We start from the raw sequence: 21,895 nt of genomic DNA on the forward strand, positions 1-21,895 counted from the left end.
CGGACGAACAACTTATTCGCCCGCTGTCCGGCTGCACCGCGACTTACTCTTTCTTAGATTGCAGGCCATCATCTTCCACAGCCGCAAGTCGCTGTCGAGCAAAGACCGCAAACACGGCGATGAGCGTCAGCGCCAGCCCGTACCACGTTACGACGTACTGGAGATGATTGTTGGGCAGATTGATCTCGGTCGTGCCGCCGCGCGGCCATCCGCCCGGATTGGGGGGCGCTGCGTCGGCATCCAGGGAAAACGGGGCGTAGGCCTGACGCTTCTCGGTGTTGAACTGGAGCGGGGTCGGGGGGCCTTCCGGACCCCACTGCATGCCCTCCAGGTCCGGCCAATACCAGCGGTTGCCAGCATAGTCGTTGTCGGGCGCGAACCAGGGTTTCGGTTGCGCTAGGCGCACGAGGCCGGTGACGGTCACGGGTCCGGCCACTTGGCCTTCGGCGCGCTTCGAGGGATCCTTCAGCGTCTCGGGCACCCAGCCACGGTTCACGAAGAGCGGCGGCAGTCCGCCGTCAGGAATAAGCAGCGTGTAGACGTCCCAGCCCTGCGACTGATCGGTCGGGTGATAGAGGTGGCGCTCGCGGCTGTAATCGAAGCGGCCGGTGACGCGCATGTGCATGTATTCGACGTCGCCCGTTTTCACATATTCGGCGAGGACGGCCGGATAGGAGATGGGCTCCGCCGTCCGTCGCGTCTCGATGCGCGAGATCAGCGCCTCTTTCCAGGACTTTCGGTGCCACTGCCAGTTGCCCAGCCCGATGAGGACCGGCAGCAGGGCAAGCGTCAAAAGTCCCGGGACGATGAGGCCGGCGGCGCGCCAGCGCGCAAACATGCTCATCCTTCCTTAGAGAGACGGCCTTCTTCGGCCTTGTTCTTGAACTGCAAGGCGATCAACAGCGCCTTGAGAAAACGAAGCAGCAAAACCGCAAGTAGCGGCGTCAGAATTCCCCATAGGAGAACGTGGACCCACCAGGGCACGCCAAACTTGAACTCGGCGATGAGGGCGCCACCGATGCAGAGAAAGCCGAGGATGAAGATCGCGAAAACGGCAGGCCCGTCACCCGTATCGACGAACTTGTAGTCGAGGCCGCAGACATCGCACTTGTCGCGCATGTTCAGGACATTCACGAAAAGCTTGCCTTTGCCACAGCGGGGACAACGGCAGGTGACGGCCGTGACCAATGGCGAAACGGATTGAGTGTGGCTGTGCACGACCATCTCGATTTCTGCATCGTCGCGTTTGTCGCGACTCCTGCCTATCTGGCGCGGACATTCAACTGCGAAGAGCGCCGCGCTTCAAACGACAAAAGGCGGCACATTAGCCGCCTTCTGCCTTGGATCTCATTTCTCGACGCCACCGGCCGCTTATTCGGCGCCCGGAACGATCGGACCGGCGCCCCAAACGTAGATGCAGGCAAACAGGAACAGCCAGACGACGTCAACGAAGTGCCAGTACCAGGCTGCAGCCTCGAAGCCGAAGTGCTGTTGCGGCGTGAAAGCGCCCCGCAGCGCACGGATGAGGCACACGAGCAGGAAGATCGTGCCGATGATCACGTGCGCGCCATGGAAGCCGGTCGCCATGAAGAACGTCGCGCCATAGGAATGGCCCGGGAAGCTGAAGCCGGCATGGCTGTATTCCAGCGCCTGGCAGGCCGTGAACGTCATGCCGAGGATGACGGTCAGCACGAGACCGATCACGAGACCACGACGGTCGTTCTTCAGAAGCGCGTGGTGCGCCCACGTCACCGTGCAGCCCGACGTCAGCAGGATGAGCGTGTTGACGAGCGGCAGACCCCACGGGTTGAAGGTGTGCTTGAAGAAGCCGGGGATCGGGGCATCCGTTGCGGCGACGGGCACCGGCGGCCACTTGCCGCCGAAGACTTGGTCGCGCGTTGTGGTGCCGACGACGGAGGCGGCATTGTTCATCAGGTCGTGTACGCCGGCCGGGAAGAAAGCGAAATCGAAGTAAGCCCAGAACCAAGCGACGAAGAACATCACTTCCGAGGCGATGAACAGGATCATGCCGTAACGGAGGTGAAGCTGGACCACGGGCGTCTGATAGCCCTGGTTGGCTTCGCGGATGACGTCGATCCACCAAGCCCAGGCCGAGGCGACCACCGCGGTCATGCCGATGGCAAAGAGCCAGGGCCCCTTCATGCCGAGGACGCCAAGACCGTCGACGTGCGTGCGCATCCAGACGATGGCGCCGACCGCCATGATAAGCGCCGACACCGACGAGGCGAGCGGCCAGGGGCTCGGATTTACAAGATGGTAGTCATGGTGCTTCGCGTGCGTATCCGCCATTTCCGTCTCCGTCCCCTTCAGGCTTATGCCTGTTCTTGCTTGAACCTATGCGCGGCACCGCAGGGTTGGTCTCTGGTCTGCCGAGCTTTCAGTTCGTTTTCTCAACCTTCTTCTTGCTGACCTCAGCCCCCGTTCTTCTGAGCCGGCGAAGCATCGGCGGTCGCAGCCGGATGATCGACAGGATAGAAGACGTAGGAAAGCGTGACTTCCGACTGCACCGCCGCATCCCGATCCTCGACGATCTTCGGATCGATGAAGAACGTGACCGGCATCTCGACCGTCTGATGCGGCTGGAGCGTTTGCTGGGTGAAGCAGAAGCATTGGATCTTATTGAAGTACAAGCCGAAGATTTCCGGCGTCACGTTGTAGATGGCCTGACCAGTGACCGGCTTGTCCGAATTGTTGGTGGCGCGGAAGAACGCGAGACCGGTTTCGCCGATCTTGACGTCCATCTTGCTAATCTCCGGCTCGAACTTCCACGGCAGGCCGGGGGCGGTGCTGGAGTCGAAGCGCACGGTTATGGTGCGATCGAGCACCTTGTTCGTATTCGCCTTCACGCGCTGCGTCGTGCCGTTATAGCCGGTCGCCTTGCAGAACATCGTGTAAAGCGTCGGCGACATGGCGGTGATCGAACCCATGACGCCGAGGGCGCCAAGGCAAATCATGACGGCCCGTCGGTTGTTGCGAGAGGATTTCGCCGGCTTGTCCTTGTCGATCTCCACAGCGCGATCCTTTTCCATCAGCCGATGCCGTTGATCACGTTGCCGCCGAGGCGAACGAACGTGGCGATGTAAAACGCCAGGACCATAAAGCCGAGCGCAAGCCCGATGGCGATCGACCGGCGGCGACGGATCTTCTCGCTGCGCGGGTCGAGACGCTCAGGGGCTTTCGGTTCAGGAGCTTTAGGTTCTTCCGTCACGCCGCCTCACGCAAAAATGCGGCTGAAGACGGCTTCACCAAGAAGCACGGCAAACAGCACGTAGAGATAAAGGATCGAGAACCAGAAGAGTTGCCGCGCGGCGGTGTCGGCCTCGCGCCCTTCGGTCGTGGAATAGACGCGCACGGCAAGCGCCAGGAAGACCGCGCCGAGCACGGAAGCGCTGACGAGGTACGCGATGCCGCCGAGGCCGACGAAATACGGCACGACGGCCAGCGGCACGAGCAGCACGGAATAGAAGAGGATCTGGCGGCGCGTTTCCTTCAGGCCGGCCACGACCGGCAGCATCGGCACGCCGACGCGCTCATAATCACGGCAGCGATAGAGCGAGAGCGCCCAGAAGTGGGGCGGCGTCCACATGAAGATGATGAGGAACAGCAAGAGGCTGTCGATGCTGATGCCGCCCGTCACGGCCGCCCAGCCGATCATGGGCGGGAAGGCTCCGGCGGCGCCGCCGATGACGATGTTGTAGGGCGTCCGGCGCTTCAGCCACATCGTGTAGACGAAGAGATAGAAGGCGATGGTGATTGCGAGCAGCGCTCCGGCCGTCCAGTTGACGAGAACACCGAGCGTCAGAACGGAGCAGACGGCGAGCACGCCACCGAAGCTCAGGGCTTCGTCGGCGGTGACGCGGCCGCGCGGCAGAGGCCGGGCCGCGGTACGCGCCATTCGGGCGTCGATGTCGGCGTCGTACCACATGTTGAGAGCGCCCGATGCGCCGGCGCCGATAGCGATGGTGATAATCGCGATGACGCCGAGAATCGGGTTGATCGGGCCGGGAGCGGCCAGCATCGCGGCGAGCGCAGTGAAGACGACCAGCGTCATCACGCGCGGCTTCATCAGCTGAATGAAATCGCCGACACTTGGCTCAAGTATCAGTTCGCCGTCGCTGATTTCACTTTGAATGCTCATAAGCCGAAGCGCCGTCCTGGAAGTTATTTGTTTTTATTGTAGGTGGCTGCGGACCGGCTAGGCCAGCCCGCAGCGCGTCGTGTTTCCTTAATGATGGTCTGTCGCAGCGATGCGCGGCAGCGTCTCATACGAATGAAATGCCGGCGGAGACGACAGGGTCCATTCGAGCGTCGTTGCGCCGACGCCCCACGGATTGGCGGCCGCCTTTTCCTTCTTGATGAAGTAGGCATAGAACATGCCGAACAGGAAGACGAGCAGGCCAGCCGTCGTAATGTACGACCCGATCGACGAGACTCGGTTCCAATAGGTGAAGGCTTCCGGATAGTCGGCGTAGTGGCGCGGCATGCCGGCGAGGCCGAGGAAGTGCTGCGGGAAGAACAGGACGTTCGCACCGATGAACGTCAGCCAGAAGTGCAGCTTTCCAAGGAATTCGCTGTACATGTAGCCCGACATCTTCGGGAACCAGTAGTACCAGCCCGCGAAGATCGAGAACACGGCGCCGAGCGACAGCACGTAATGGAAGTGCGCGACGACGTAATAGGTGTTGTGCAGCGAACGGTCGATACCGGCGTTGGAGCACATCACACCCGTCACGCCACCGATCGTGAAGAGGAAGATGAAGCCGAGCGCCCAGATCATCGGCGTGCGGAACTGGATCGAGCCACCCCACATCGTCGCGATCCAGGAGAAGATCTTGATGCCCGTCGGGACGGCGATGACCATCGTCGCGAACATGAAGTAGGCCTGCGTATCGACGCTCAGGCCCGCCGTATACATGTGGTGCGCCCACACGACGAAGCCGACGAGGCCGATGGCGACCATCGCGTAGGCCATGCCGAGATAGCCAAAGATCGGCTTACGCGAGAAGGTCGACACGATGTGGCTGATCATGCCGAAGCCCGGCAGGATGAGAATGTAGACCTCGGGGTGACCGAAGAACCAGAACAAGTGCGCGTAGAGCAGCGGGTCGCCGCCGCCGGCCGGATCATAGAAGGTCGTACCGAAGTTACGGTCCGTCAGCAGCATGGTGATCGCACCAGCAAGAACCGGCAGCGAGAGCAGCAGCAGGAAGGCGGTGACCAGCACCGACCAGGCAAAGAGCGGCATCTTGTGCAGCGTCATGCCCGGAGCGCGCATGTTGAAAATGGTCGTGATGAAGTTGATGGCACCGAGAATAGAGGACGCGCCAGCAAGGTGAAGCGAGAGAATGGCGAAGTCGACCGCCGGTCCCGGATGGCCGATCTTGCTCGACAGCGGCGCGACGACGATCCAGCCCGTGCCGACGCCGTTGGCATCGCCCGTACCCGGAACGAACAGCGAGATCAGCAGCAGCGTGAACGCAATCGGGAGCAGCCAGAACGAGATGTTGTTCATGCGCGGGAACGCCATGTCCGGCGCGCCGATCATCAGCGGCACGAACCAGTTGCCGAAGCCGCCAATCATGGCGGGCATGACCATGAAGAACACCATGATGAGGCCGTGGGCCGTAACGAAGACGTTGTAGACGCCTTCATTCGAGAAATACTGAAGGCCCGGCTCTTGAAGCTCCAGTCGCATCATTACCGAAAGGAACGCACCGATGCAGCCCGCGAAGATTGCGAACAACAGATAGAGAGTGCCGATGTCCTTATGGTTGGTCGATAAGAACCAGCGCCTGAAGAATGGCGGGGCGTGATCGTGATCACTGCCCGCTACGTGTGCCGTGCTTCCCATTTCGTTGAGCCCTTGTCCCGGTAGTTTGTCTGATCTTTTTATTGGGTTGAACGTTTGCTGCGCCGGGCAGCTGCCGCTTTGCCGTTACTGCGCCTGAGCCACGGATTGTTGGATGACAGGCTGGCTTGCGGTATCCGCGTCCAGGATCTGCTGAGCCTTCTTGCTGTCCTTGGCTTTCAGGGCCGCCATCCAGGCGTCATAGACCGGCTGTTCGACGACACGAACTTCGATCGGCATGGCCGAGTGCAGCTTACCACACAGCACCGAGCACTGACCGAAGTATGTGCCAATCTTCGTTGCCTTGAACCAGACAGCTGCCGTACGGCCCGGAACGGCCTGCTGCTTCACGCCGAAGGACGGGATCGTCCAAGAATGAATGACATCATTGGAGGTGACGAGAACGACGACGTTCTTATTGACCGGAACGGCGATTTCTTGGTCGACCGAAAGACGGCGGATCTTCTTTTCCTCGCCCCAGAGCGGCAGCGAATCTTTGTAGAGCGCCTCGTGCAGGGCGGCACCATCGAGCGAGCCGTACTTCTTATCGAAGGCGTCGTCGCCGATCTTATTGCGCAACACTTCCTCGTCGCTGACCATGTTGGACGTCACGGTCACCTTGTCGTCCATATACTCATGTTCCCAGAACCAGGCGTTGCCGGTGGCCTTGATGGTCACGTCGGCCTTGGGGAACGTGTACTGGTTGAAGAGGAGGTGGAACGACGGAATCGAAATGAAGACCAGGATCAGAATCGGGACGATAGTCCAAGCGACTTCCAGAAGCGTGTGGTGTGTCGTGCGGGAGGGATTCGGGTTGCTCTTCTCGTTGAAGCGAAACATCACGTAGACCATCAGCACGAGTACGAAGAGCACGATGACCGTGATGATGATGTTAATGACGCTGAAGAGGCTCGAAATCTCGTCCATGATGGGGGATGCAGAAAGCTGCAGTCCAAGCTCGCCATCCGTCGGCTGACCCAGACCGGCCAACGCCGGCGTCACAGCACCGAGAGCAACCGCCAAACACGCGGCCACCATGACGGCAACCGCGCCAAACATCCTCTTCGACATTCCTTCGCTCCCAGTTTGTCGCGCCGGATCCCTCAGAACGCGACAGCCTCCCATTGACTTGACGCGGCAGGCCAGCGGCCAATCCCCGTTTGATTATTGCCCGGCTTCGCAACCAGGAACGCTCCGAACAAACTCGGACCGTATGCCTCATCGATTTGTTAAAGCGGGTTGATAAAGAGCACAATCCATTCGCGTGTCTCAAGTGAACTTTTCTGCGTCATTTATTCGCGAAAGTATGCGAGGGATCAGCGAATCAGTGACCTTGGGCGATCAGACGTCGCTATCCCGCCGCGACAGAATTCGGCCGAATTCCTGGTCGACGAAGCGCGTCTCCTGCCGTCGCTTTACACGCATTGGGCGTCGCCCGCGAAATCGAGGACAACCGCTTGTTGCCAGAAACCGAGGGTTCTATCGACCGAGGCCCATTTTGCGGGCGCCTGGGCAAAATGTTTGCCGCCAAAAACTGGACTTTCGTAGCGCATCTGTGCGGCGCGGCCATGCTGTTCGCATTCGCACAAGCCGCGACCATGCTGGCGACGTCGAAGGCCGCGTTCGCAGTCGATGCACCGGAGGGAACCGTCAAGGCCCAGTACGGCGACTGGCAAGTTGTATGCAAAGACCCACCGCCGGGCGCCAAGAACCCCGTCTGCGCCCTGGTCCAGAGCGTGACCGCCGAGGACAAGAACAATATCGGGCTCACGGTCTATTTTCAGAAGTTCTCGAACGGCACGCGGGTGCTTCGCGTGTTTGCGCCGCTCGGCGTGCTGCTCCCGCCGGGGCTTGGCCTCAAGATCGACAATAAGGATGTCGGCCATGCGCCGTTCCTGCGCTGTCACAGTTTCGCGTGCTATGCGCAAGTTGTGGTCGAGGATCCACTGATCGAGCAGCTCAAGACCGGCAAGACGGCGATCTTCATCATCTTCCAGACCGAGGAAGCGGGCATCGGCATCCCGATTTCCCTCAAGGGCTTTGGGGACGCGCTGAAGGAACTGAAGTAAAAGCCGATGCCTAGGGCGGCCTCCGGGAGCCGCGCACTGCTCTTAGGCGACTTTACGGACGCTCTCGCCAGCGGGGTCGCGGTCCAACAGGATCAGCGTATCGCGCATTGGTTTATGCGGCAGCTCAAGCACTTTCGGCGCGACCGATTCTGCGGCCGTTTCGACGACAGCCGCCACGCGCGGCGCAGTCTCGAAACACTCCAGCATCACCGCTGCCCAGAGCTGCATGTTGGCGTGAAAAAAGTCAGCGGGTGTCGCTGGGCGTGTCATCTGATGCGCCCAATGCACGACCGCACGGGATTGCCGGGACTGCGAGCTTGCGAATTCCAGATGGGTCCGGCCGATAGCCTTAAGTATCGGCTGCCACGCGAAAGACGTCACGTCCACAAGCTCGAACATATTCTGGAAAAATGGATAGTATAGCGAAGTCGTTTTTACGGATACTTGCGTATCACCTGTCATTGACGCGTCCTCCCAGACACTCAATTGTTCGGCTCCGTTCGGAACTCACAATCTTTTTTGGCGCTCGCAATGACGACTTGCGCCCATTTTTTAGTCAGTACCATGGTGGGACGCCGACTGCATTTCACAGATACGTGCACGTTGTAACAGCTTTCTAACGTCTCCCCTGCCTGCGGGCTTTGCGGCAGGTCAAACAGTGGAATTGAGCGGAGCGGCGCGGACAAACTTCCGCGCGTTCTCCAGTTGCATTGCTAGACATTTCGCAACCCAAATCGTTAAGCAAATTCTTCTTTGTTCTTCTTGACGAAAGCTCCCGCCGGACGGCCTTATGATCAAGTTGCCTAATACAAATTTATTCAAGTTGGCGTTCGAATGCGTGGGGCGTGGCGTCAGGGGGGCATCGGCGTAACCGGCGTGATTGCTGCGGCAATCGCGACGCTCATCATGATTTCTGCGCCCATGACGGCTTCGGCAGAAGAGCTTCAAGCCCAGCCCGACGCCCCTGCTTACGGCTGGCGCGAAATGTATGGCGGCGTCGATGCCGCCCGCGACCAGTGGCTGTTCTATTCGGGCATGACGATCACGCCCTTCAGCCCAAACATCTACAGCGACGGCTGGCGCTTGCGCGTCGGAGGCGGCTACGGGCGCTACAGCTACGATTCCATGGGTCCGCATACGAACTGCGGCGTGGCATGGCTGAACGATATCTGCTCGGAGAAGGACCGAACCCGGCAACACTACGAGGTCTCGCATTCCTACGCCGAGGTGCTGCTGGGGTATTATCTCCAGCTCGGCCGTTTGACGGCGAAGGCCTTTGGCGGCTTCTCGATGTCATCGGAAAATCATCTCAACGCTTTCGAGCCGGCGCAGGACAATGACGGCACCGAGTTCGGCGTCAAAGGTGCGCTGGAGTTCTGGCTCAACCTTACCGACACGTCGTGGACGTCGCTCGACGTCAGCTATTCGACAGCGCGCAACGAGACGGCGTCACGGTGGCGTGCAGGCTGGCGTGTGACACCTGCGCTCTCAATCGGGCCGGAGCTTCGCTACGATAAAAATATCGAAACGGGCGATGGGGCGTGGAACGGCCGCGCGGGTCTTTTCGCGCGTTACGAATGGACGGGCGGCGAGGTGTCCCTGGCGAGCGGCGGGGCGTGGTGGATCGACGGCTGGACGCCGGACAATCCTTCTGCTTACGGCACTCTCCACGTGCTTTTCCACTACTGACGAAGTTGGTGCGAGACTTGCCAAGATGAGGGAAAGCGTCGTTGTATTCTGTTCCAAAGGCAGATGCCGCCACACGCATGAGACAATGAAAAACATTCTCGGGACCGTCTCGGTCATCATTCTTGCGACGATCCTGGTTCCTGAATTCCCGAACGGTGCACATGCCGACACGTGCGCCTCGGCTCCGGTCGTGGCGCGAGGCGAGGAATCGCGCTTCGAATGGTCGGCAAAGGCCAAGACGCGCGCCAACTGGCGCGCAAAGGTCCGGGCCATGACGACACTTGGTCCCGATTACGCAAACTGGGGGCGGGCACAGGATACCGAAGAAAGATGCATGACCGGTCCCAAAGGAACGGTGTGCATCTTCACCGGAACACCCTGCCGGCGCTAAGGCGCGGTCGCTGCGATCCGCTTCGATCCTGGCCTGCGGCTACGGCGCGCGTCGGAATGATGCAGTTCGTCGCCAAGGTGACCTTGGCGATCGCTGGAACAGCGCCCCATATGAAATGCAATAGCCGCCCGCCGCTGCACGCAGGCAGCCGAAAGGCTTTTTGCGGCACCCAACCCGGCATTGAGACAAGCCGGGACCGATTCGTTCGAAGTACCAGAAATCCGCCCGGCCGTACGGCGCGGGCAGGTGAGAGAGGAGCGGTGGGTTGCGGGACCTACTGCTCCTCTTTTTAAATATCTCATTTAATCCGACAACTTGTGCATGTCGCAAAGCCCCGGACCGGCGCTTTTGGATGCATGCCTTTGCAACAAAAATTTACAAAGCGAACAATCATTCGCCTTGCGGCTACCGCAATCTGACGTCAAACAGAATACGCATTCGTTTTTTATTTTTACCGAGGGGACGATCCGTCCGTTATGCCGAAGCTCAAGCCAGATACCCAACGTGCGCGGCGCGAGCACATTCTCGATGCCGCGCTTCGATGCTTCGCGCGCGGCGGCTTCCACGCGACGACGATGCAGACGATCTGCCGGGAAGCGCATGTCTCGCCCGGCGCGCTGTATGTCTATTTCGACAGCAAGGAAGCGCTGATCGCGGGCCTGTGCGAACGCGACCGGGCGGAATTTGCCGAACGCTTTGCGGCGCTGGCGACGGCACCGGATTTCCTCGGGGCGCTGCGCGAGATCGGCGAGCACTATTTTTTCGAAGAAGCGGTGGAGAAGCAGCGTTTCGTCGCCGAGATGGGCGTTGAGGCGACACGCAATCCACGCATCGCCGAAATTTTCATGAGCGTCGACAAATTCTGCAAGGACAATTTCGAAGCTCTGTTTCGCCGTCTGATCGACGAAGGCCGCATCGCACCCAGAACAGACATTCAGACGCTAGTGAAAGTGTTCAACGTCTTGGGCGACGGCATGTTTTGGCGCCGCGCGATCGACCCAACGGCCGACATGCGCACCGTGCTGCCGGTCATCATGGATATCATCGGCGATCTGCTCAATCCGAAAAACACGTCCGACGACGCGCGGCCTTCGACAAAGTTTTCTGCCCGTGAGGCCAGACAATGAACCTCAAGAAATTCCTTTTCAGTCTCGTTGCCGCTGGAGCACTGGCCGGCACGGGCTACATCTACCTCGAAAAGAAGCACACGGCGGAAATCCAGGCCGCCCGGCTTGAGGTCGCCAAAACCGTCGCCGCACCTGCCATCACCGTTTCGAAGGTGACGACGGAGAATTTCGTCGAGACCGCCGCCGTATCCGGGTCGCTCGTGCCGCGCGAAGAAATTTTGGTCTCACCCGAGGTCGAGGGCCTTCGCGTTCTCGAACTTCTCGCCGATGAAGGCGACAAGGTGAAAAAGGGACAGGTGCTTGCCCGCCTCGTGGCTGAGCAGCTCGATGCGCAGCTGGCGCAGAATGATGCGAACTTGGCGCGCGCCACGGCTGCCATCGCACAGGCGCAAAGCCAAATCGTACAAGCCGACGCGCAGTCGAAAGAGGCGCAGGCCCAGCTCGAACGCGCCGTGCCGCTGAAGCAATCAGGATATCTATCGGGCTCAACCTACGATCAACGCGAGAGCGCCGCGCGGACGACTGCGGCGCAGCTCATTGCGGCGCGCGACGGCCTGAAAGCCGCCGAGGCCGAGAAAGAGCAGGTCGAGGCGCAGCGGCGCGAGCTTCTCTGGCGGCGGAGCAATACCGACGTCACTTCGCCGGAAGATGGGATCATCAGCAGGCGAACGGCACGCATCGGCGCGATGGCGTCGGCCAACGGCGAACCCATGTTTCGCATCATCGAGAACGGCCAAATCGAGCTCGACGGCGAAATCGTCGAGACCGAATTGAAGAACGTCAAGGTCGGACAGAAGGCCATCGTCACGGTGCCGCAAATCGGTGACTTCGAAGGTCAGGTGCGTCTCGTTTCGCCGGAGGTCGATAAGACGACGCGGCTCGGACGCGTAAAGATTTTCCTTGGCGTCAATCCTGTGTTGAGGATCGGCACGTACGCGCGCGGACGGATCGAAACAGCGTCAAGCCGAGGGCTTGCCGTTCCGGCGTCGGCCGTGACGTTCGATCACGATCTTGCATCGGTGCAGGTCGTGAAAGACGACAAAGTCAAAAAGCACATGGTCACGATCGGCCTCGTCGCCAACGATCTCATCGAGATCAAGGATGGCGTCACCGAGGGCGATCTCGTCGTGACACGCGCCGGAACTTTCCTGCGCGACGGCGATGTCGTGCGCCCGATCCTTCCCGAAGCGCGACTGAGCGAGGCGAAGTGATGCGGATCAACATCTCGGCATGGTCGATCCGCCGTCCGGTTCCCGCGATCGTTCTGTTCGCGGTGCTGATGCTGCTCGGCACACTCAGTTTCAAATCTCTGCCCGTCACGCGGTTTCCGAACATCGACATTCCGATCGTGTCGATCAAAGTCACGCAATCTGGGGCCGCGCCTGCGGAACTCGAAACGCAGGTGACGAAGATCATCGAAGATTCGGTCGCCAATCTCATCGGCGTGAAGCACATTACGTCGACGCTAACGGATGGTCTGTCGTCGACCGTGCTTGAATTCCGGCTCGGCACCGATACCGACCGCTCGTTGAACGACGTCAGAGACGCGGTTGCGAAAGTGCGCGCGGACCTACCGCGCACCATCGACGAGCCGATCGTGGAACGCATCGACGTCGAGGGTCAGGCAATCTTGTCGTTCGCGGCGACGTCGCCGGGCATGACGCTCGAACAGCTCTCGTGGTTCGTTGACGACGTCATCAAGCGCAAGCTGCAGGCGACGAAGGGCGTCGGGCGGGTCGAGCGCTATGGCGGCGTTGATCGGGAGATCCGCATCAACCTCGATCCCGACAAGTTGCTGTCCTACGGCATTACGGCCGCCCAGGTGAACGCTCAGGTCCGCGCGACGAACGTCGATCTCGGCTCAGGACGCGGCGAAGTCGGCAGCCAGGAACAGGCGATCCGCACGCTTGCGGGCGCGCGACAGGTCGAGACGCTCGCGAATGCCAAGATCATTTTAGCGGGCGGGCGCGAAGTGCGGCTCAAGGATCTCGGCCAAGTCATCGACGACGCGAGCGAGCAGCGGTCATTCGCACGGCTCGACAGCAAGCCAGTCGTGTCGTTCTCCGTATTCCGGACGAAAGGTTCGAGCGAGCTTTCCGTTTCCGATGCAGTCAACGAAAGCCTGAAGGAACTCGAAGCCGAATATCCCGATGTTCACCTGACGAAGATCGACGACGCGGTCGCATATACGCGCGGCAACTATGTTGCGGCTATGGAAACGCTGATGGAGGGTGCCGTGCTCGCGGTGCTCGTCGTCATGGTGTTCCTGCGCAATTGGCGCGCGACATTGATCTCGGCGATCGCACTCCCGCTTGCGGCGATCCCGACGTTCTGGGCGATGAGTGCGCTTGGCTTTTCGCTGAACCTCGTCAGCCTGCTTGGCATCACACTCGCGACCGGCATTCTCGTCGACGACGCCATCGTCGAGATCGAGAACATCGTGCGCCACATGCATATGGGAAAATCGCCCTATCGCGCCGCGCTCGAAGCTGCCGACGAGATCGGTCTCGCGGTGATCGCGATCACGCTGACGATCGTCGCGATTTTTGCGCCGGTATCGTTCATGGGCGGCATAGCCGGACAGTATTTCCGGCAATTCGGTTTGACGGTTGCAGTCGCCGTGCTCGTTTCGCTGCTCGTCGCGCGTCTCATAACACCGATGATGGCCGCTTACTTCTTGCGTCCCGTTCCGGAAGAACATCACGCCGACGGATCGCTCATGCGCTTTTACACGCGCTTCCTGTCGATGACTCTGCGCCACCGCTATCTGACACTCGTGACCGGCGTGGCGCTGTTCTCGGCGTCGATCTACGCAACGACGCTGCTGCCGACCGGCTTCCTGCCTGACGAAGATACGTCACGCGTCGTCGTCGCTGTTGAATTACCACCGGGCACGCAGCTCGATGAAACACTGACCAAGACGGATGAGGTCGTCAAATCGCTGGAAAGTATTCCGGAGGTGGCGCAGGTTTTCGTGCTTGGCGGTACGAGCCCCACCGGCCAGCTCGAAGTCCGGCGTGCCGCGCTCTATGTGAAGCTCGTCCCGAAGGAAGACCGCAAGCTTACGCAGAAGCAGCTTAAATCGATTATTGCGGCAAAGATCTCGGACATTCCCGATACGCGCGCATGGTATGTCAACGAGCGCGGCGAGCGCGAATTGTCCTTCTCGATGCTGTCACGTGATGGCGATGACCTGAACGCCGCGATTGGCAAGGTCGAAGGCGCGTTACGCGGCGTTCCGGGCTTCCGTAACGTTGCAGCATCAGGTTCGACCGACCGGCCGGAGATCCGTGTCGTGCCAAGGCTCGACGTTGCTGCGCGGCTCGGCGTGGCGCCGGATCAGATTGCCGAAGCGATCCGCGTCGCGACGATTGGAGATACCGGTTTCAATCTCGCCAAGTTCACAATCGGCGACCGGCAAATTCCAATCCGCGTGCAGCTCGCAGAAAAGACGCGCACCGATCTCAAACAGATCGAGCAGCTTCGGCTGACGAATTCCGGAGGCAAAGCTATTCCGTTGACGGCGGTAGCTTCCGTTTCGCTTGGTCGCGGACCAGCATCGATTGAACGCTACGACCGTTTACGGCGTGCCGTCGTCGGTGTCGATCTCGATCGCGGCATGGCGATGAGCACCGCGCGCGACAAATTCCTGAAGGTCATCGAAGATCAGAATTTGCCGAAATCCGTCACGCTGCAGCCGTCAGGCGACGCCGAGGTACAGGACGAAGTCGCCGATGGTTTCATCACAGCGATGGGCACCGGCATTCTGATCGTCTTCGGATTGCTGGTGCTGCTGTTCGGGAGCGTATTTCAGCCGGTCACAATTCTTCTGTCGCTGCCGCTATCGTTCGGCGGCGTCGCACTTGCGCTGTTGCTGACAAACAATCCGATCAGCATGCCGGTCTACATCGGGCTTTTGATGCTGATGGGAATCGTGACGAAGAACGCGATTATGCTCGTCGATTTCGCCATCGAAGAAATCGCGGCTGGCGTCAACCGCGATCAAGCTGTGCTCGATGCGGGACGCAAGCGCGCGCGCCCAATCATCATGACGACGCTCGCTATGGCGGCGGGAATGCTGCCCAGCGCTTATGCGCTTGGTGACGGCGGCGAATTCCGCGCGCCAATGGCGATTGCGGTGATCGGCGGCCTCCTCGTCTCGACGCTGCTGTCTCTGGTGTTCGTGCCGTCGTTCTTTACCGTGATGGACGACGTCGGGCATTTGATGCAGCGCATTTTCGGCCGCTTTATCGGACCGCGCGACGAGCCAGGCGACGAAGTCGAAACGGCAGGCCATGTTGCAGCCAAACCGGTGCCACTCGCGGCAGAATAAATTCGCCAAGATTGTGCAGAGGTCCGATTGTGCTGCAGGCTCTGCATACCTACGTTGCAGGCCATGGCTGCAACAGAAGGGCCCCCGCTATGTTCGACGCCAAATCCATTCTGGAAAATATTGTTAGAGGTGCATCGCCTTCCGGAGCCGGCTCATCGCCGCAATCGGGTGGCGGTCTCGGAGACATACTGAACGACATATTGAAAAACGCTGGCGGCGGTGCGGGTGGAGCGCCCGCTGGCGGAAACGGCAGCGGCGGCCTCGGAGATATCCTGAGTCAGATCGGGAAAAGCCTGTCGCAAGGACAGTCCACATCGTCTGGCACGGGCGCTACGGCCGCGCCTTCCGGCTCCAATCCCGAACTCGGCGATATTCTTACTCAGCTCAAGGACAAGCTTGGGCAGGCCGGAGGCGCTGTAACCGACGGCGGCAGTATTGGCGATATTCTTGGCAAGGTTTTCACGCAGGCGACGCAGGGCGTGAAAGAAGGCTCGTCGCGCCTTGGCGAGGCGACAGGCGCAAATGATGCGCTCGGCCGCCTTGCGTCTGATCCGCAGGCAGCTGAAATCATCAGCAAGCTGAAAGGCTTCATCCAGAACAATCCCTACACGGCGGGCGCCGCTGCAGGTGGTTTGGGCGGACTGTTGCTCGGCACGCAGACGGGACGATCGCTTGCGGGCAGCGCGGCGCGGCTTGGCGCTTTGGCGATGATCGGCGGCCTCGCCTACAAAGCTTTGCAGAACTATCAGGCCGGACGGCCGCTCGTAACGGGCGCGACATCGACGGAGCCGCCTCCGGCTGGATCAGGCTTCGAGCCTGCCGCCGTCAGCAACGATGCCGCCGTGCATTACATCCAGGCGATGATCGCCGCGGCACATGCCGACGGACGGATCGATGCAAACGAGCACGACAAAATCATCGGCAGCTTGAAACAGGCGGGCCTCGATGGTGAGGCGGAGGCGTTCTTCGCAAGGGAACTTAATAACCCGGCGTCCGTCCAGGACCTTGCGGATGCGGTCAAAAATCCGCAGGAAGCGCTTCAGCTTTACACCGCAGCGCGCATTGCGGTGGCCGATAACTCACCTGCCGAACAAGCATTCTTGTCGTCGCTTGCGGCCGCGCTGCGGCTCGATCCGAAACTTGCGGCGCATATCGATGCGACTGCAGCGGCCGCCGCCTGAGCGATCTTCGGCACGTTTCAGCTCAAAAGAAAGGGCGCCGGCACGAATGCCGACGCCCTTTTCGTTTGATCCCAAGATAACGCGATCAGTTCGTCTTGGTCGTCGAAGGCATGCTGGTCGCGGCTTCGTTGTCGAGCTTGAAGAATGCATCGACGCGCATGCCCGTGAACAGCGGCGGATGACCATCGAGCGCGATCATCACTTCGACGACCTCAACGTCATTTGGGCGACGCGGGCCTCGGGTTGCAATGCGCGGCGCACCGAGCGACTGCGAGATTGACGTGACTGTGCCTTCGAACGTCTTGTCGGGGAAGGCGTCGGCCTTCACGACGACACGCTGGCCGACGTGAACCTTGGCGGCGTCGCGCTCTTCGACTTCGGCGCGCAGGCGCAGGCTCGACATGTCGCCGAAGACAACGAGAGCGCTGTCCGGCGACGGGACGGCCGTCTCGCCGACGCGGGCGAGGATGTTCAAAACCGTGCCGTCGGCGGGTGCGCGAATGCGGGTCCGCTCAAGTGCCAGCTCTGCCGACGTCAGATCGGAGCGCGCCAGCGCAAGGGAGGATTCCAGTCGCTGCTCAAGCGGCATGTTGGGCTCTTTCTCGACCTGAGCGAGCTTATCCTTGGCGGCTGCCAAGGCTTTCTTCTTCTCGGCCAGATCCTGACGCGCCTTGTCGACGGCGTCTTCCGGACCATCGGCGGATTTCCAAGCGCGGTAAACCTTATCGAACGTCTCGTGCGCGTCGAATACAGCCTGCTGAGCTTTAAAGACGGCGTCGTCGGCATTGCGGCGATCAAGCGCCGGCCCTGTTGCCGGCTCGTCGGCGCGCTCACGCTCGCGGACGCTCGCCTCGGCGGCAGCGGCGTAAATCTTGTTGTAGTAGTCCGCGTCATCGAGACGGATCAGAAGATCGCCTGTCTTAACGATGTCGTTGGTCTTGGCGAGGATTTCGACGATCTTGCCGCCGACTTCGCTGGCGATGCGAACCTCGCCGTCTTTCGGCTCGACGCGCGCGGTGGCGGAAGCGGCCCATTGCGGTGCCGGGGCGGTCGTGTCGGCCTGGGCCGAGCCCGCAATATTCGAAAACAGGGATTCGGTTTGTGTCAGGGCGTTGACGCCAAAGCCACCGACAAGCGCAATGGTGGCGGCAACCACAATGGTCGCGACCGCCGGATCAATCTTCTTAAGCATGCAGCTTTCGCCTCTTCGTCAAATCCGTAATTTCGGGGGAATCGATACCCTCCGGCCGGCGTTCCTCACCGACGATTTTACCGTCTTCGATGCGCACGACGCGATCCGCGTATCCGAGCGTTCGTGGATCGTGTGTCACGGCCAGCACGCTACGATTTTGCTCCTTGGCGATGCGCGACAGGAGCGCCATCACGGCGTGGCCGTTTTCGCTATCGAGAGCGGCCGTCGGCTCGTCCGCTAGCACTACGGACGGGGAACTTGCAATGGCACGAGCGACCGCAACGCGCTGCTGTTCGCCACCAGAAAGATTGCGCGGGTAGTTCGTCAGCCGGTGTCCAAGGCCGACTTCGCGCAGAACCTCTTCGGAGCGGCTGGTGGCTTCGAAGCCTTTGATGCCGCGGACGTCGAGGGCAATACGCACATTTTCCAGTGCGTTAAGCGTCGGAAAGAGGTTGTAGGACTGGAAGATGAAGCCGATGTGATCGCGGCGGACCTTGGCCAGCTCTTCGGCCGAGAGACCGTCGATGACCGTGTCGGCAATGCGCAGGCTGCCCGATGTCGGCTTCAGAATACAGCCGAGGATCGAGAGCAGCGTCGTCTTGCCGGAGCCCGATGGTCCCATCAGCAGCGTCAGCTCGCCGGGAACCAGGTCGAGCGAGACGCCCTTGACGGCGACTACCAAACCGGCGCCCGTGCCCAGCTCCTTGACGATATTTTCTGCGCGCAGGACAGGTGTCATGGTCATCTCGAAAACACCGTGGCCGGATCTATCTTCGTGACCTTGACGATGGCCGAAAGCGCCGAGATCGCGCACATGAAGAGTGTCAGTGCGAAGAGCCAGAATGCCAAACCAGGGGTCATGACCAATGGCAACGACGAGTTCCTACTGAGGTAAAGTATCAATAACGCTATCACCATACCTAGGACATACCCCATGACAGCGCTGAGCGCCGCCTGGGCCAGGATGACCTTGTAAATGTAGCCTCTTGAAGACCCTAACGCGCGCAAGGTCGCGAATTCGTGAATGTGGTCTTTCGTGCTCGAATAAAGGGTCTGCGCCACGATCACCGTACCCACGAGACTGCCAAGAATGGCACCGCCGATCAGGGCCAGACCGGCGCCGGTCCGGAACAGCCACTGCTTGAGGCTACGCGATTCAAACTCGTCTTTCGTCAGCACGTCCGCTGAATCGAGACGGTGTGCGAGGTCCTTCTGAACCTCCTGGATGTTTGCACCCGGAACGAGCTTTACAAGCAGGAACGTCGATTTGTCGTCGTCAGCGCCGAGAAGCTGGCGCGCGCGGTTGAGCGTCGTGTACGCGTAGGGCGACTGGGTAAACGACCGGATGCCTTCCGTCAGCGCGCGGATCTTAACGCGGCCGTTGGCGACCTGGGCCGTATCGCCGATGCCGGTGATGCCAAGCTCGCCAAGATAAGTCTGGTCGACAGCGATTGCGTCAGGCGCCTTGATGTCCTCGATCGTGCCTTTGGTCAGCGACCACGGGACAAGACCCTGATCGTCGGCATCGGCACCGATCAGAACGACGCGCGAGGAGCCGCCCTCGGGCTTACGCCATTCGGCAAAGGCGACAACGATCGGAACGACGCTTTCGACGCCGGGCGTCGCGAGAGCCTGATGCCGCTCACGGTCTCCGAGCAGCAGGCCGCCGTCTTCGAAGCTTTTCGCGCCGTATGTCGTGATGATGAGATCAGCGTTCGAGCGCGCAATGTTTGCCGTGATCATGCGGCTCGAACCGAGATACAGGCCAAGTTGCACAGCCACGAGGACAATCGAAAATAAAATGCCAATCAGCGTCACGGCGAGGCGAACGCGGTCATGCAGAAGATTACGAAGCGCGAGCGTAAAAACCATGTGCCTGCGGGATCTCTCAAACGTTTCCAAAAGGGGCTGCCGGCCCAAACTCGGCGCTGGCCTGAAATCGAACGGCGCGCCCATGCACGCCTGGGTCGTATAGCGCTATTGGCTCGTCGCTACTACAGCGAAACGCTTATTCTGTCCGCGTCACGTTTTGCCGGAATTGGCGGCTAAGCATCTTATACGTAAGGCCCAAGACAAAATTACGGAAGCCTTAGTGAGGGTTTAACAAATAGGTTCCAATGTTTTGCCTCTTTCGCGGCATAGGAGTATGAAAGTTGAACTTTCATCTGCGGTTTATTGTCATGCGTTGCTTCAACATTGCGAATTGTTCAGGCGCTGCAATCGCTGCCGCGGGATTTTTACTCGGCTTTACGATGCAGGCGTCCACCGCTGCGGCTGATCCGAAGGAAGTCGGCGTCTGGTATGACGACACCGGCAAAGGCGCGGTCAAGATCGAGATCTGCACGCCGACGACGCTCTGCGGGAAAATCTATTGGCTCAAAGAGCCGATGGCTGATGACGGTCAGCCGAAGATAGATCGGTATAATCCCGAGCCCTCGAAGCGTACCCGACCGATCTGCGGCTTGCCCGTCTTGGGCGATCTGGAGAAAATTTCGGATGGCGGCTTCGACAACGGCTGGGTCTATGACCCCAAGCAAGGCAAATCCTTCAGTGTAGCGCTCGATTTGCTCGGCCCAGACACGCTGAAGGTGACGGGCTACAAAGGCATGCGCTTCCTGGGCAAGTCCTTCATCTGGACGCGTGCGCCTTCCGACCTGCCGTCATGCGATTCGCAAGCGGCACTTCCGCCGGTACCGGTGCCTGTTCCTGCAGTTCGCAAGAAGCAGGCTTCGAACGCGAAGAAGAGCAAGACGGCGTCTGGCGCCTCCAAGCTCGGAGCCGCCGACATCGCCAAATCATCGCATCATAAAAAGAAGAAAGTTGCGAAGGCGGCCGTTACCGCTGAGCCTCCGCCTGTCGCTTCGAATCCGTGATCAAAGCGGACGCTTGATTACCGGAATGGTCAGTGGCCGGCTTGCCGGGGGCGACTTCAACTGACCTCTCCCGACCACAAGTTGTGGCCGGAACGGCTGATAGCATTGCGATTGTTGTTACAGGAAACGCCTGGAAGAGCGGCTACTCAGCCGCTCCCAGTTGCTTTGAATTCGTCGACGAGACGGCTTTCTGCACGGCGACCTTGTCGGCCTGACGCGCAAGCAGTCGATCAACAAATTCCGTCGACCGATCAACAACATACCCGCGCTGACGATCGAGCGTCACGAGGTGATAGCTGTCGTCGAGGACCGAGACTTCGACCAAGCCGCCGAGCCGCCGCTGAAGCGCCATCGTATTCTTGATGTCGCTCTGATCGTCGTGACGGGGATGGAAAATCAGCGTGTGCAGCTTCACGAGCGGCAGCATCGGCCGAACGTTGCGCACGAGTGAAAGGAATTCGTAGACCGTGCCGCCACCGCGCTCGGTGATATCGGCCGGCATGTTGTCGGAGCCACGCAGCGACTCAAGCGCGAAGTTACGAACGCGCTCGTCCTTGATGCCGTACGGTGCCGGCGTGCGGAACTTGAAGAGTCGCGCCGTCCACTTGTCGGTGACGAGGTGGAACAGCTTGATGGTTTTCGGAATCGCCCAGCCGTTGACGGAGAGCGTCGGGGCGAACAGCATCAGGCCGCAAGCTTGATCCTGCCGGTATGCGGCAAGCCGCAGAGCAAGGATCGAACCAGCCGATGCACCGCCGATTATGATGTTGTCGCAAACAGTCCGCATGTGATCGAAAGCGGCTGCGACCGACTTATACCAGTCCTGCCACGTCGAGAGGCCGGAGACGTCGGTTCCGAAGGTCAGACCTGGAACAACGGGACAGTAAACTGTCATTCCCTTGCGCGACATCGCATGGGCCACTGCTTTCATCTCTAACGGCGAGCCGCCGAGAGAATGAATCAGCAGGATGCCCGAACGGCCGCCGGGGATGTACAGACTTCCACGAGGGGCCTGAAATTTTTCTTTGTTTTTCATTACCTACGTTGAACTCGTTATTTCCCTGTCGGTGGCTCTTACGACGCGGTGGCTTTAGATGCCAACGCAACTTTGTCGCGTCGCCGCAGATTTGAGCTTTCTTGCAGATACCCGTACTTCAGACGTGATTTGTGA

Annotated in this window: 21 protein-coding genes; 8 read left to right on the forward strand and 13 right to left on the reverse strand. The window is 60.1% G+C overall.

Going from position 1 to position 21,895, the window contains the following annotated elements; genetic code table 11:
• Positions 1 to 43 precede the first annotated feature (43 nt).
• The 8 genes from HYPMC_RS19350 to coxB form a co-directional block, all read right to left on the reverse strand.
• A complete protein-coding gene (locus HYPMC_RS19350; protein WP_024276507.1) occupies positions 44 to 838 on the reverse strand; it encodes an SURF1 family protein in 795 nt (264 codons plus the stop codon).
• Positions 839 to 840: 2 nt separating this feature from the next.
• On the reverse strand, positions 841 to 1,134 hold the full coding sequence (locus HYPMC_RS19355) for a DUF983 domain-containing protein (protein ID WP_348623845.1): 294 nt from the start codon (positions 1,132 to 1,134) through the stop codon (positions 841 to 843).
• A gap of 237 nt (positions 1,135 to 1,371) precedes the next feature.
• Complete coding sequence (locus tag HYPMC_RS19360) at positions 1,372 to 2,310, reverse strand: cytochrome c oxidase subunit 3 (RefSeq protein WP_013949780.1); 939 nt, start codon at positions 2,308 to 2,310, stop codon at positions 1,372 to 1,374.
• Positions 2,311 to 2,432: 122 nt separating this feature from the next.
• Positions 2,433 to 3,050, reverse strand: coding sequence for a cytochrome c oxidase assembly protein (locus HYPMC_RS19365; RefSeq protein ID WP_013949781.1), 618 nt, complete (start codon positions 3,048 to 3,050; stop codon positions 2,433 to 2,435).
• A complete protein-coding gene (locus HYPMC_RS19370) occupies positions 3,050 to 3,229 on the reverse strand; it encodes a protein CoxF (RefSeq protein ID WP_013949782.1) in 180 nt (59 codons plus the stop codon). The genes HYPMC_RS19365 and HYPMC_RS19370 overlap by 1 nt, the downstream gene beginning before the upstream one ends.
• A gap of 6 nt (positions 3,230 to 3,235) precedes the next feature.
• Entirely contained in the window at positions 3,236 to 4,159 is a 924-nt protein-coding gene (locus HYPMC_RS19375; RefSeq protein WP_013949783.1) for a heme o synthase, read from the reverse strand.
• An 87-nt stretch (positions 4,160 to 4,246) separates the two neighbouring features.
• Positions 4,247 to 5,872 carry a cytochrome c oxidase subunit I gene (ctaD, locus tag HYPMC_RS19380; RefSeq protein WP_013949784.1) on the reverse strand — a complete coding sequence of 542 codons (1,626 nt, stop codon included), beginning with the start codon at positions 5,870 to 5,872 and terminating at the stop codon, positions 4,247 to 4,249.
• An 84-nt stretch (positions 5,873 to 5,956) separates the two neighbouring features.
• Positions 5,957 to 6,940 (reverse strand): cytochrome c oxidase subunit II, encoded by a 984-nt coding sequence (gene coxB, locus HYPMC_RS19385; RefSeq protein WP_013949785.1) that lies wholly within the window; start codon positions 6,938 to 6,940, stop codon positions 5,957 to 5,959.
• 353 nt (positions 6,941 to 7,293) lie between these two features.
• On the opposite strand from coxB, the gene HYPMC_RS19390 reads away from it, so the two are divergent.
• Complete coding sequence (locus HYPMC_RS19390; protein WP_244420930.1) at positions 7,294 to 7,938, forward strand: invasion associated locus B family protein; 645 nt, start codon at positions 7,294 to 7,296, stop codon at positions 7,936 to 7,938.
• 42 nt (positions 7,939 to 7,980) lie between these two features.
• On the opposite strand, the gene HYPMC_RS19395 is transcribed toward HYPMC_RS19390, so the two are convergent.
• Positions 7,981 to 8,400, reverse strand: a complete 420-nt coding sequence (locus HYPMC_RS19395) for a hypothetical protein (RefSeq protein ID WP_013949787.1) — start codon at positions 8,398 to 8,400, stop codon at positions 7,981 to 7,983.
• A 372-nt stretch (positions 8,401 to 8,772) separates the two neighbouring features.
• On the opposite strand from HYPMC_RS19395, the gene bcsS reads away from it, so the two are divergent.
• The 6 genes from bcsS (at position 8,773) to HYPMC_RS19425 (ending at position 16,659) form a co-directional block, all read left to right on the forward strand.
• A complete protein-coding gene (gene bcsS / locus HYPMC_RS19400; protein WP_013949788.1) occupies positions 8,773 to 9,627 on the forward strand; it encodes a cellulose biosynthesis protein BcsS in 855 nt (284 codons plus the stop codon).
• An 85-nt stretch (positions 9,628 to 9,712) separates the two neighbouring features.
• Positions 9,713 to 10,018, forward strand: a complete 306-nt coding sequence (locus tag HYPMC_RS24365) for a hypothetical protein (protein WP_024276508.1) — start codon at positions 9,713 to 9,715, stop codon at positions 10,016 to 10,018.
• Between the two features lie 476 nt (positions 10,019 to 10,494).
• Positions 10,495 to 11,145, forward strand: coding sequence for a TetR/AcrR family transcriptional regulator (locus HYPMC_RS19410; RefSeq protein ID WP_013949790.1), 651 nt, complete (start codon positions 10,495 to 10,497; stop codon positions 11,143 to 11,145).
• Positions 11,142 to 12,356, forward strand: coding sequence for an efflux RND transporter periplasmic adaptor subunit (locus HYPMC_RS19415; RefSeq protein ID WP_013949791.1), 1,215 nt, complete (start codon positions 11,142 to 11,144; stop codon positions 12,354 to 12,356). The genes HYPMC_RS19410 and HYPMC_RS19415 overlap by 4 nt, the downstream gene beginning before the upstream one ends.
• Positions 12,356 to 15,478, forward strand: coding sequence for an efflux RND transporter permease subunit (locus HYPMC_RS19420; protein ID WP_013949792.1), 3,123 nt, complete (start codon positions 12,356 to 12,358; stop codon positions 15,476 to 15,478). Before HYPMC_RS19415 ends, HYPMC_RS19420 begins: the two co-directional genes overlap by 1 nt.
• 89 nt (positions 15,479 to 15,567) lie before the next feature.
• A complete protein-coding gene (locus HYPMC_RS19425) occupies positions 15,568 to 16,659 on the forward strand; it encodes a tellurite resistance TerB family protein (protein WP_050976825.1) in 1,092 nt (363 codons plus the stop codon).
• Between the two features lie 85 nt (positions 16,660 to 16,744).
• Here HYPMC_RS19425 and HYPMC_RS19430 read toward each other — a convergent pair whose 3' ends face one another.
• Genes HYPMC_RS19430 through HYPMC_RS19440 form a run of 3 tightly spaced genes read right to left on the reverse strand, consistent with a single transcriptional unit; the run spans position 16,745 to position 19,723 of the window.
• Positions 16,745 to 17,851, reverse strand: a complete 1,107-nt coding sequence (locus HYPMC_RS19430; RefSeq protein ID WP_013949794.1) for an HlyD family secretion protein — start codon at positions 17,849 to 17,851, stop codon at positions 16,745 to 16,747.
• Positions 17,844 to 18,596, reverse strand: coding sequence for an ABC transporter ATP-binding protein (locus HYPMC_RS19435; RefSeq protein WP_013949795.1), 753 nt, complete (start codon positions 18,594 to 18,596; stop codon positions 17,844 to 17,846). Before HYPMC_RS19435 ends, HYPMC_RS19430 begins: the two co-directional genes overlap by 8 nt.
• Positions 18,593 to 19,723, reverse strand: a complete 1,131-nt coding sequence (locus HYPMC_RS19440; RefSeq protein ID WP_024276509.1) for an ABC transporter permease — start codon at positions 19,721 to 19,723, stop codon at positions 18,593 to 18,595. The genes HYPMC_RS19435 and HYPMC_RS19440 overlap by 4 nt, the downstream gene beginning before the upstream one ends.
• A gap of 281 nt (positions 19,724 to 20,004) precedes the next feature.
• Between HYPMC_RS19440 and HYPMC_RS23445 the strand changes: the two genes are divergently transcribed.
• Positions 20,005 to 20,724 (forward strand): DUF2147 domain-containing protein, encoded by a 720-nt coding sequence (locus tag HYPMC_RS23445; protein WP_013949798.1) that lies wholly within the window; start codon positions 20,005 to 20,007, stop codon positions 20,722 to 20,724.
• A 142-nt stretch (positions 20,725 to 20,866) separates the two neighbouring features.
• Here the strand turns inward: HYPMC_RS23445 and HYPMC_RS19450 are convergent, their stop codons facing one another.
• Positions 20,867 to 21,760 carry a carboxylesterase gene (locus tag HYPMC_RS19450; RefSeq protein ID WP_013949799.1) on the reverse strand — a complete coding sequence of 298 codons (894 nt, stop codon included), beginning with the start codon at positions 21,758 to 21,760 and terminating at the stop codon, positions 20,867 to 20,869.
• Positions 21,761 to 21,895: the final 135 nt, after the last annotated feature.

Origin of the sequence: Hyphomicrobium sp. MC1, assembly GCF_000253295.1 — a bacterium.
GTDB lineage: Bacteria > Pseudomonadota > Alphaproteobacteria > Rhizobiales > Hyphomicrobiaceae > Hyphomicrobium_B.

Coding starts and splice junctions, on each gene's coding strand:
- bcsS (WP_013949788.1), top strand. CDS start 8,773: ATGCGTGGGGCGTGGCGTCAGGGGGGCATCGGCGTAACCGGCGTGATT.
- HYPMC_RS19350 (WP_024276507.1), bottom strand. CDS start 838: ATGTTTGCGCGCTGGCGCGCCGCCGGCCTCATCGTCCCGGGACTTTTG.
- HYPMC_RS19435 (WP_013949795.1), bottom strand. CDS start 18,596: ATGACCATGACACCTGTCCTGCGCGCAGAAAATATCGTCAAGGAGCTG.
- HYPMC_RS19365 (WP_013949781.1), bottom strand. CDS start 3,050: ATGGAAAAGGATCGCGCTGTGGAGATCGACAAGGACAAGCCGGCGAAA.
- HYPMC_RS19440 (WP_024276509.1), bottom strand. CDS start 19,723: ATGGTTTTTACGCTCGCGCTTCGTAATCTTCTGCATGACCGCGTTCGC.
- HYPMC_RS19395 (WP_013949787.1), bottom strand. CDS start 8,400: ATGACAGGTGATACGCAAGTATCCGTAAAAACGACTTCGCTATACTAT.
- ctaD (WP_013949784.1), bottom strand. CDS start 5,872: ATGGGAAGCACGGCACACGTAGCGGGCAGTGATCACGATCACGCCCCG.
- coxB (WP_013949785.1), bottom strand. CDS start 6,940: ATGTCGAAGAGGATGTTTGGCGCGGTTGCCGTCATGGTGGCCGCGTGT.
- HYPMC_RS19375 (WP_013949783.1), bottom strand. CDS start 4,159: ATGAGCATTCAAAGTGAAATCAGCGACGGCGAACTGATACTTGAGCCA.
- HYPMC_RS19415 (WP_013949791.1), top strand. CDS start 11,142: ATGAACCTCAAGAAATTCCTTTTCAGTCTCGTTGCCGCTGGAGCACTG.
- HYPMC_RS24365 (WP_024276508.1), top strand. CDS start 9,713: ATGAAAAACATTCTCGGGACCGTCTCGGTCATCATTCTTGCGACGATC.
- HYPMC_RS19410 (WP_013949790.1), top strand. CDS start 10,495: ATGCCGAAGCTCAAGCCAGATACCCAACGTGCGCGGCGCGAGCACATT.
- HYPMC_RS19360 (WP_013949780.1), bottom strand. CDS start 2,310: ATGGCGGATACGCACGCGAAGCACCATGACTACCATCTTGTAAATCCG.
- HYPMC_RS19420 (WP_013949792.1), top strand. CDS start 12,356: ATGCGGATCAACATCTCGGCATGGTCGATCCGCCGTCCGGTTCCCGCG.
- HYPMC_RS19425 (WP_050976825.1), top strand. CDS start 15,568: ATGTTCGACGCCAAATCCATTCTGGAAAATATTGTTAGAGGTGCATCG.
- HYPMC_RS19430 (WP_013949794.1), bottom strand. CDS start 17,851: ATGCTTAAGAAGATTGATCCGGCGGTCGCGACCATTGTGGTTGCCGCC.
- HYPMC_RS19450 (WP_013949799.1), bottom strand. CDS start 21,760: ATGAAAAACAAAGAAAAATTTCAGGCCCCTCGTGGAAGTCTGTACATC.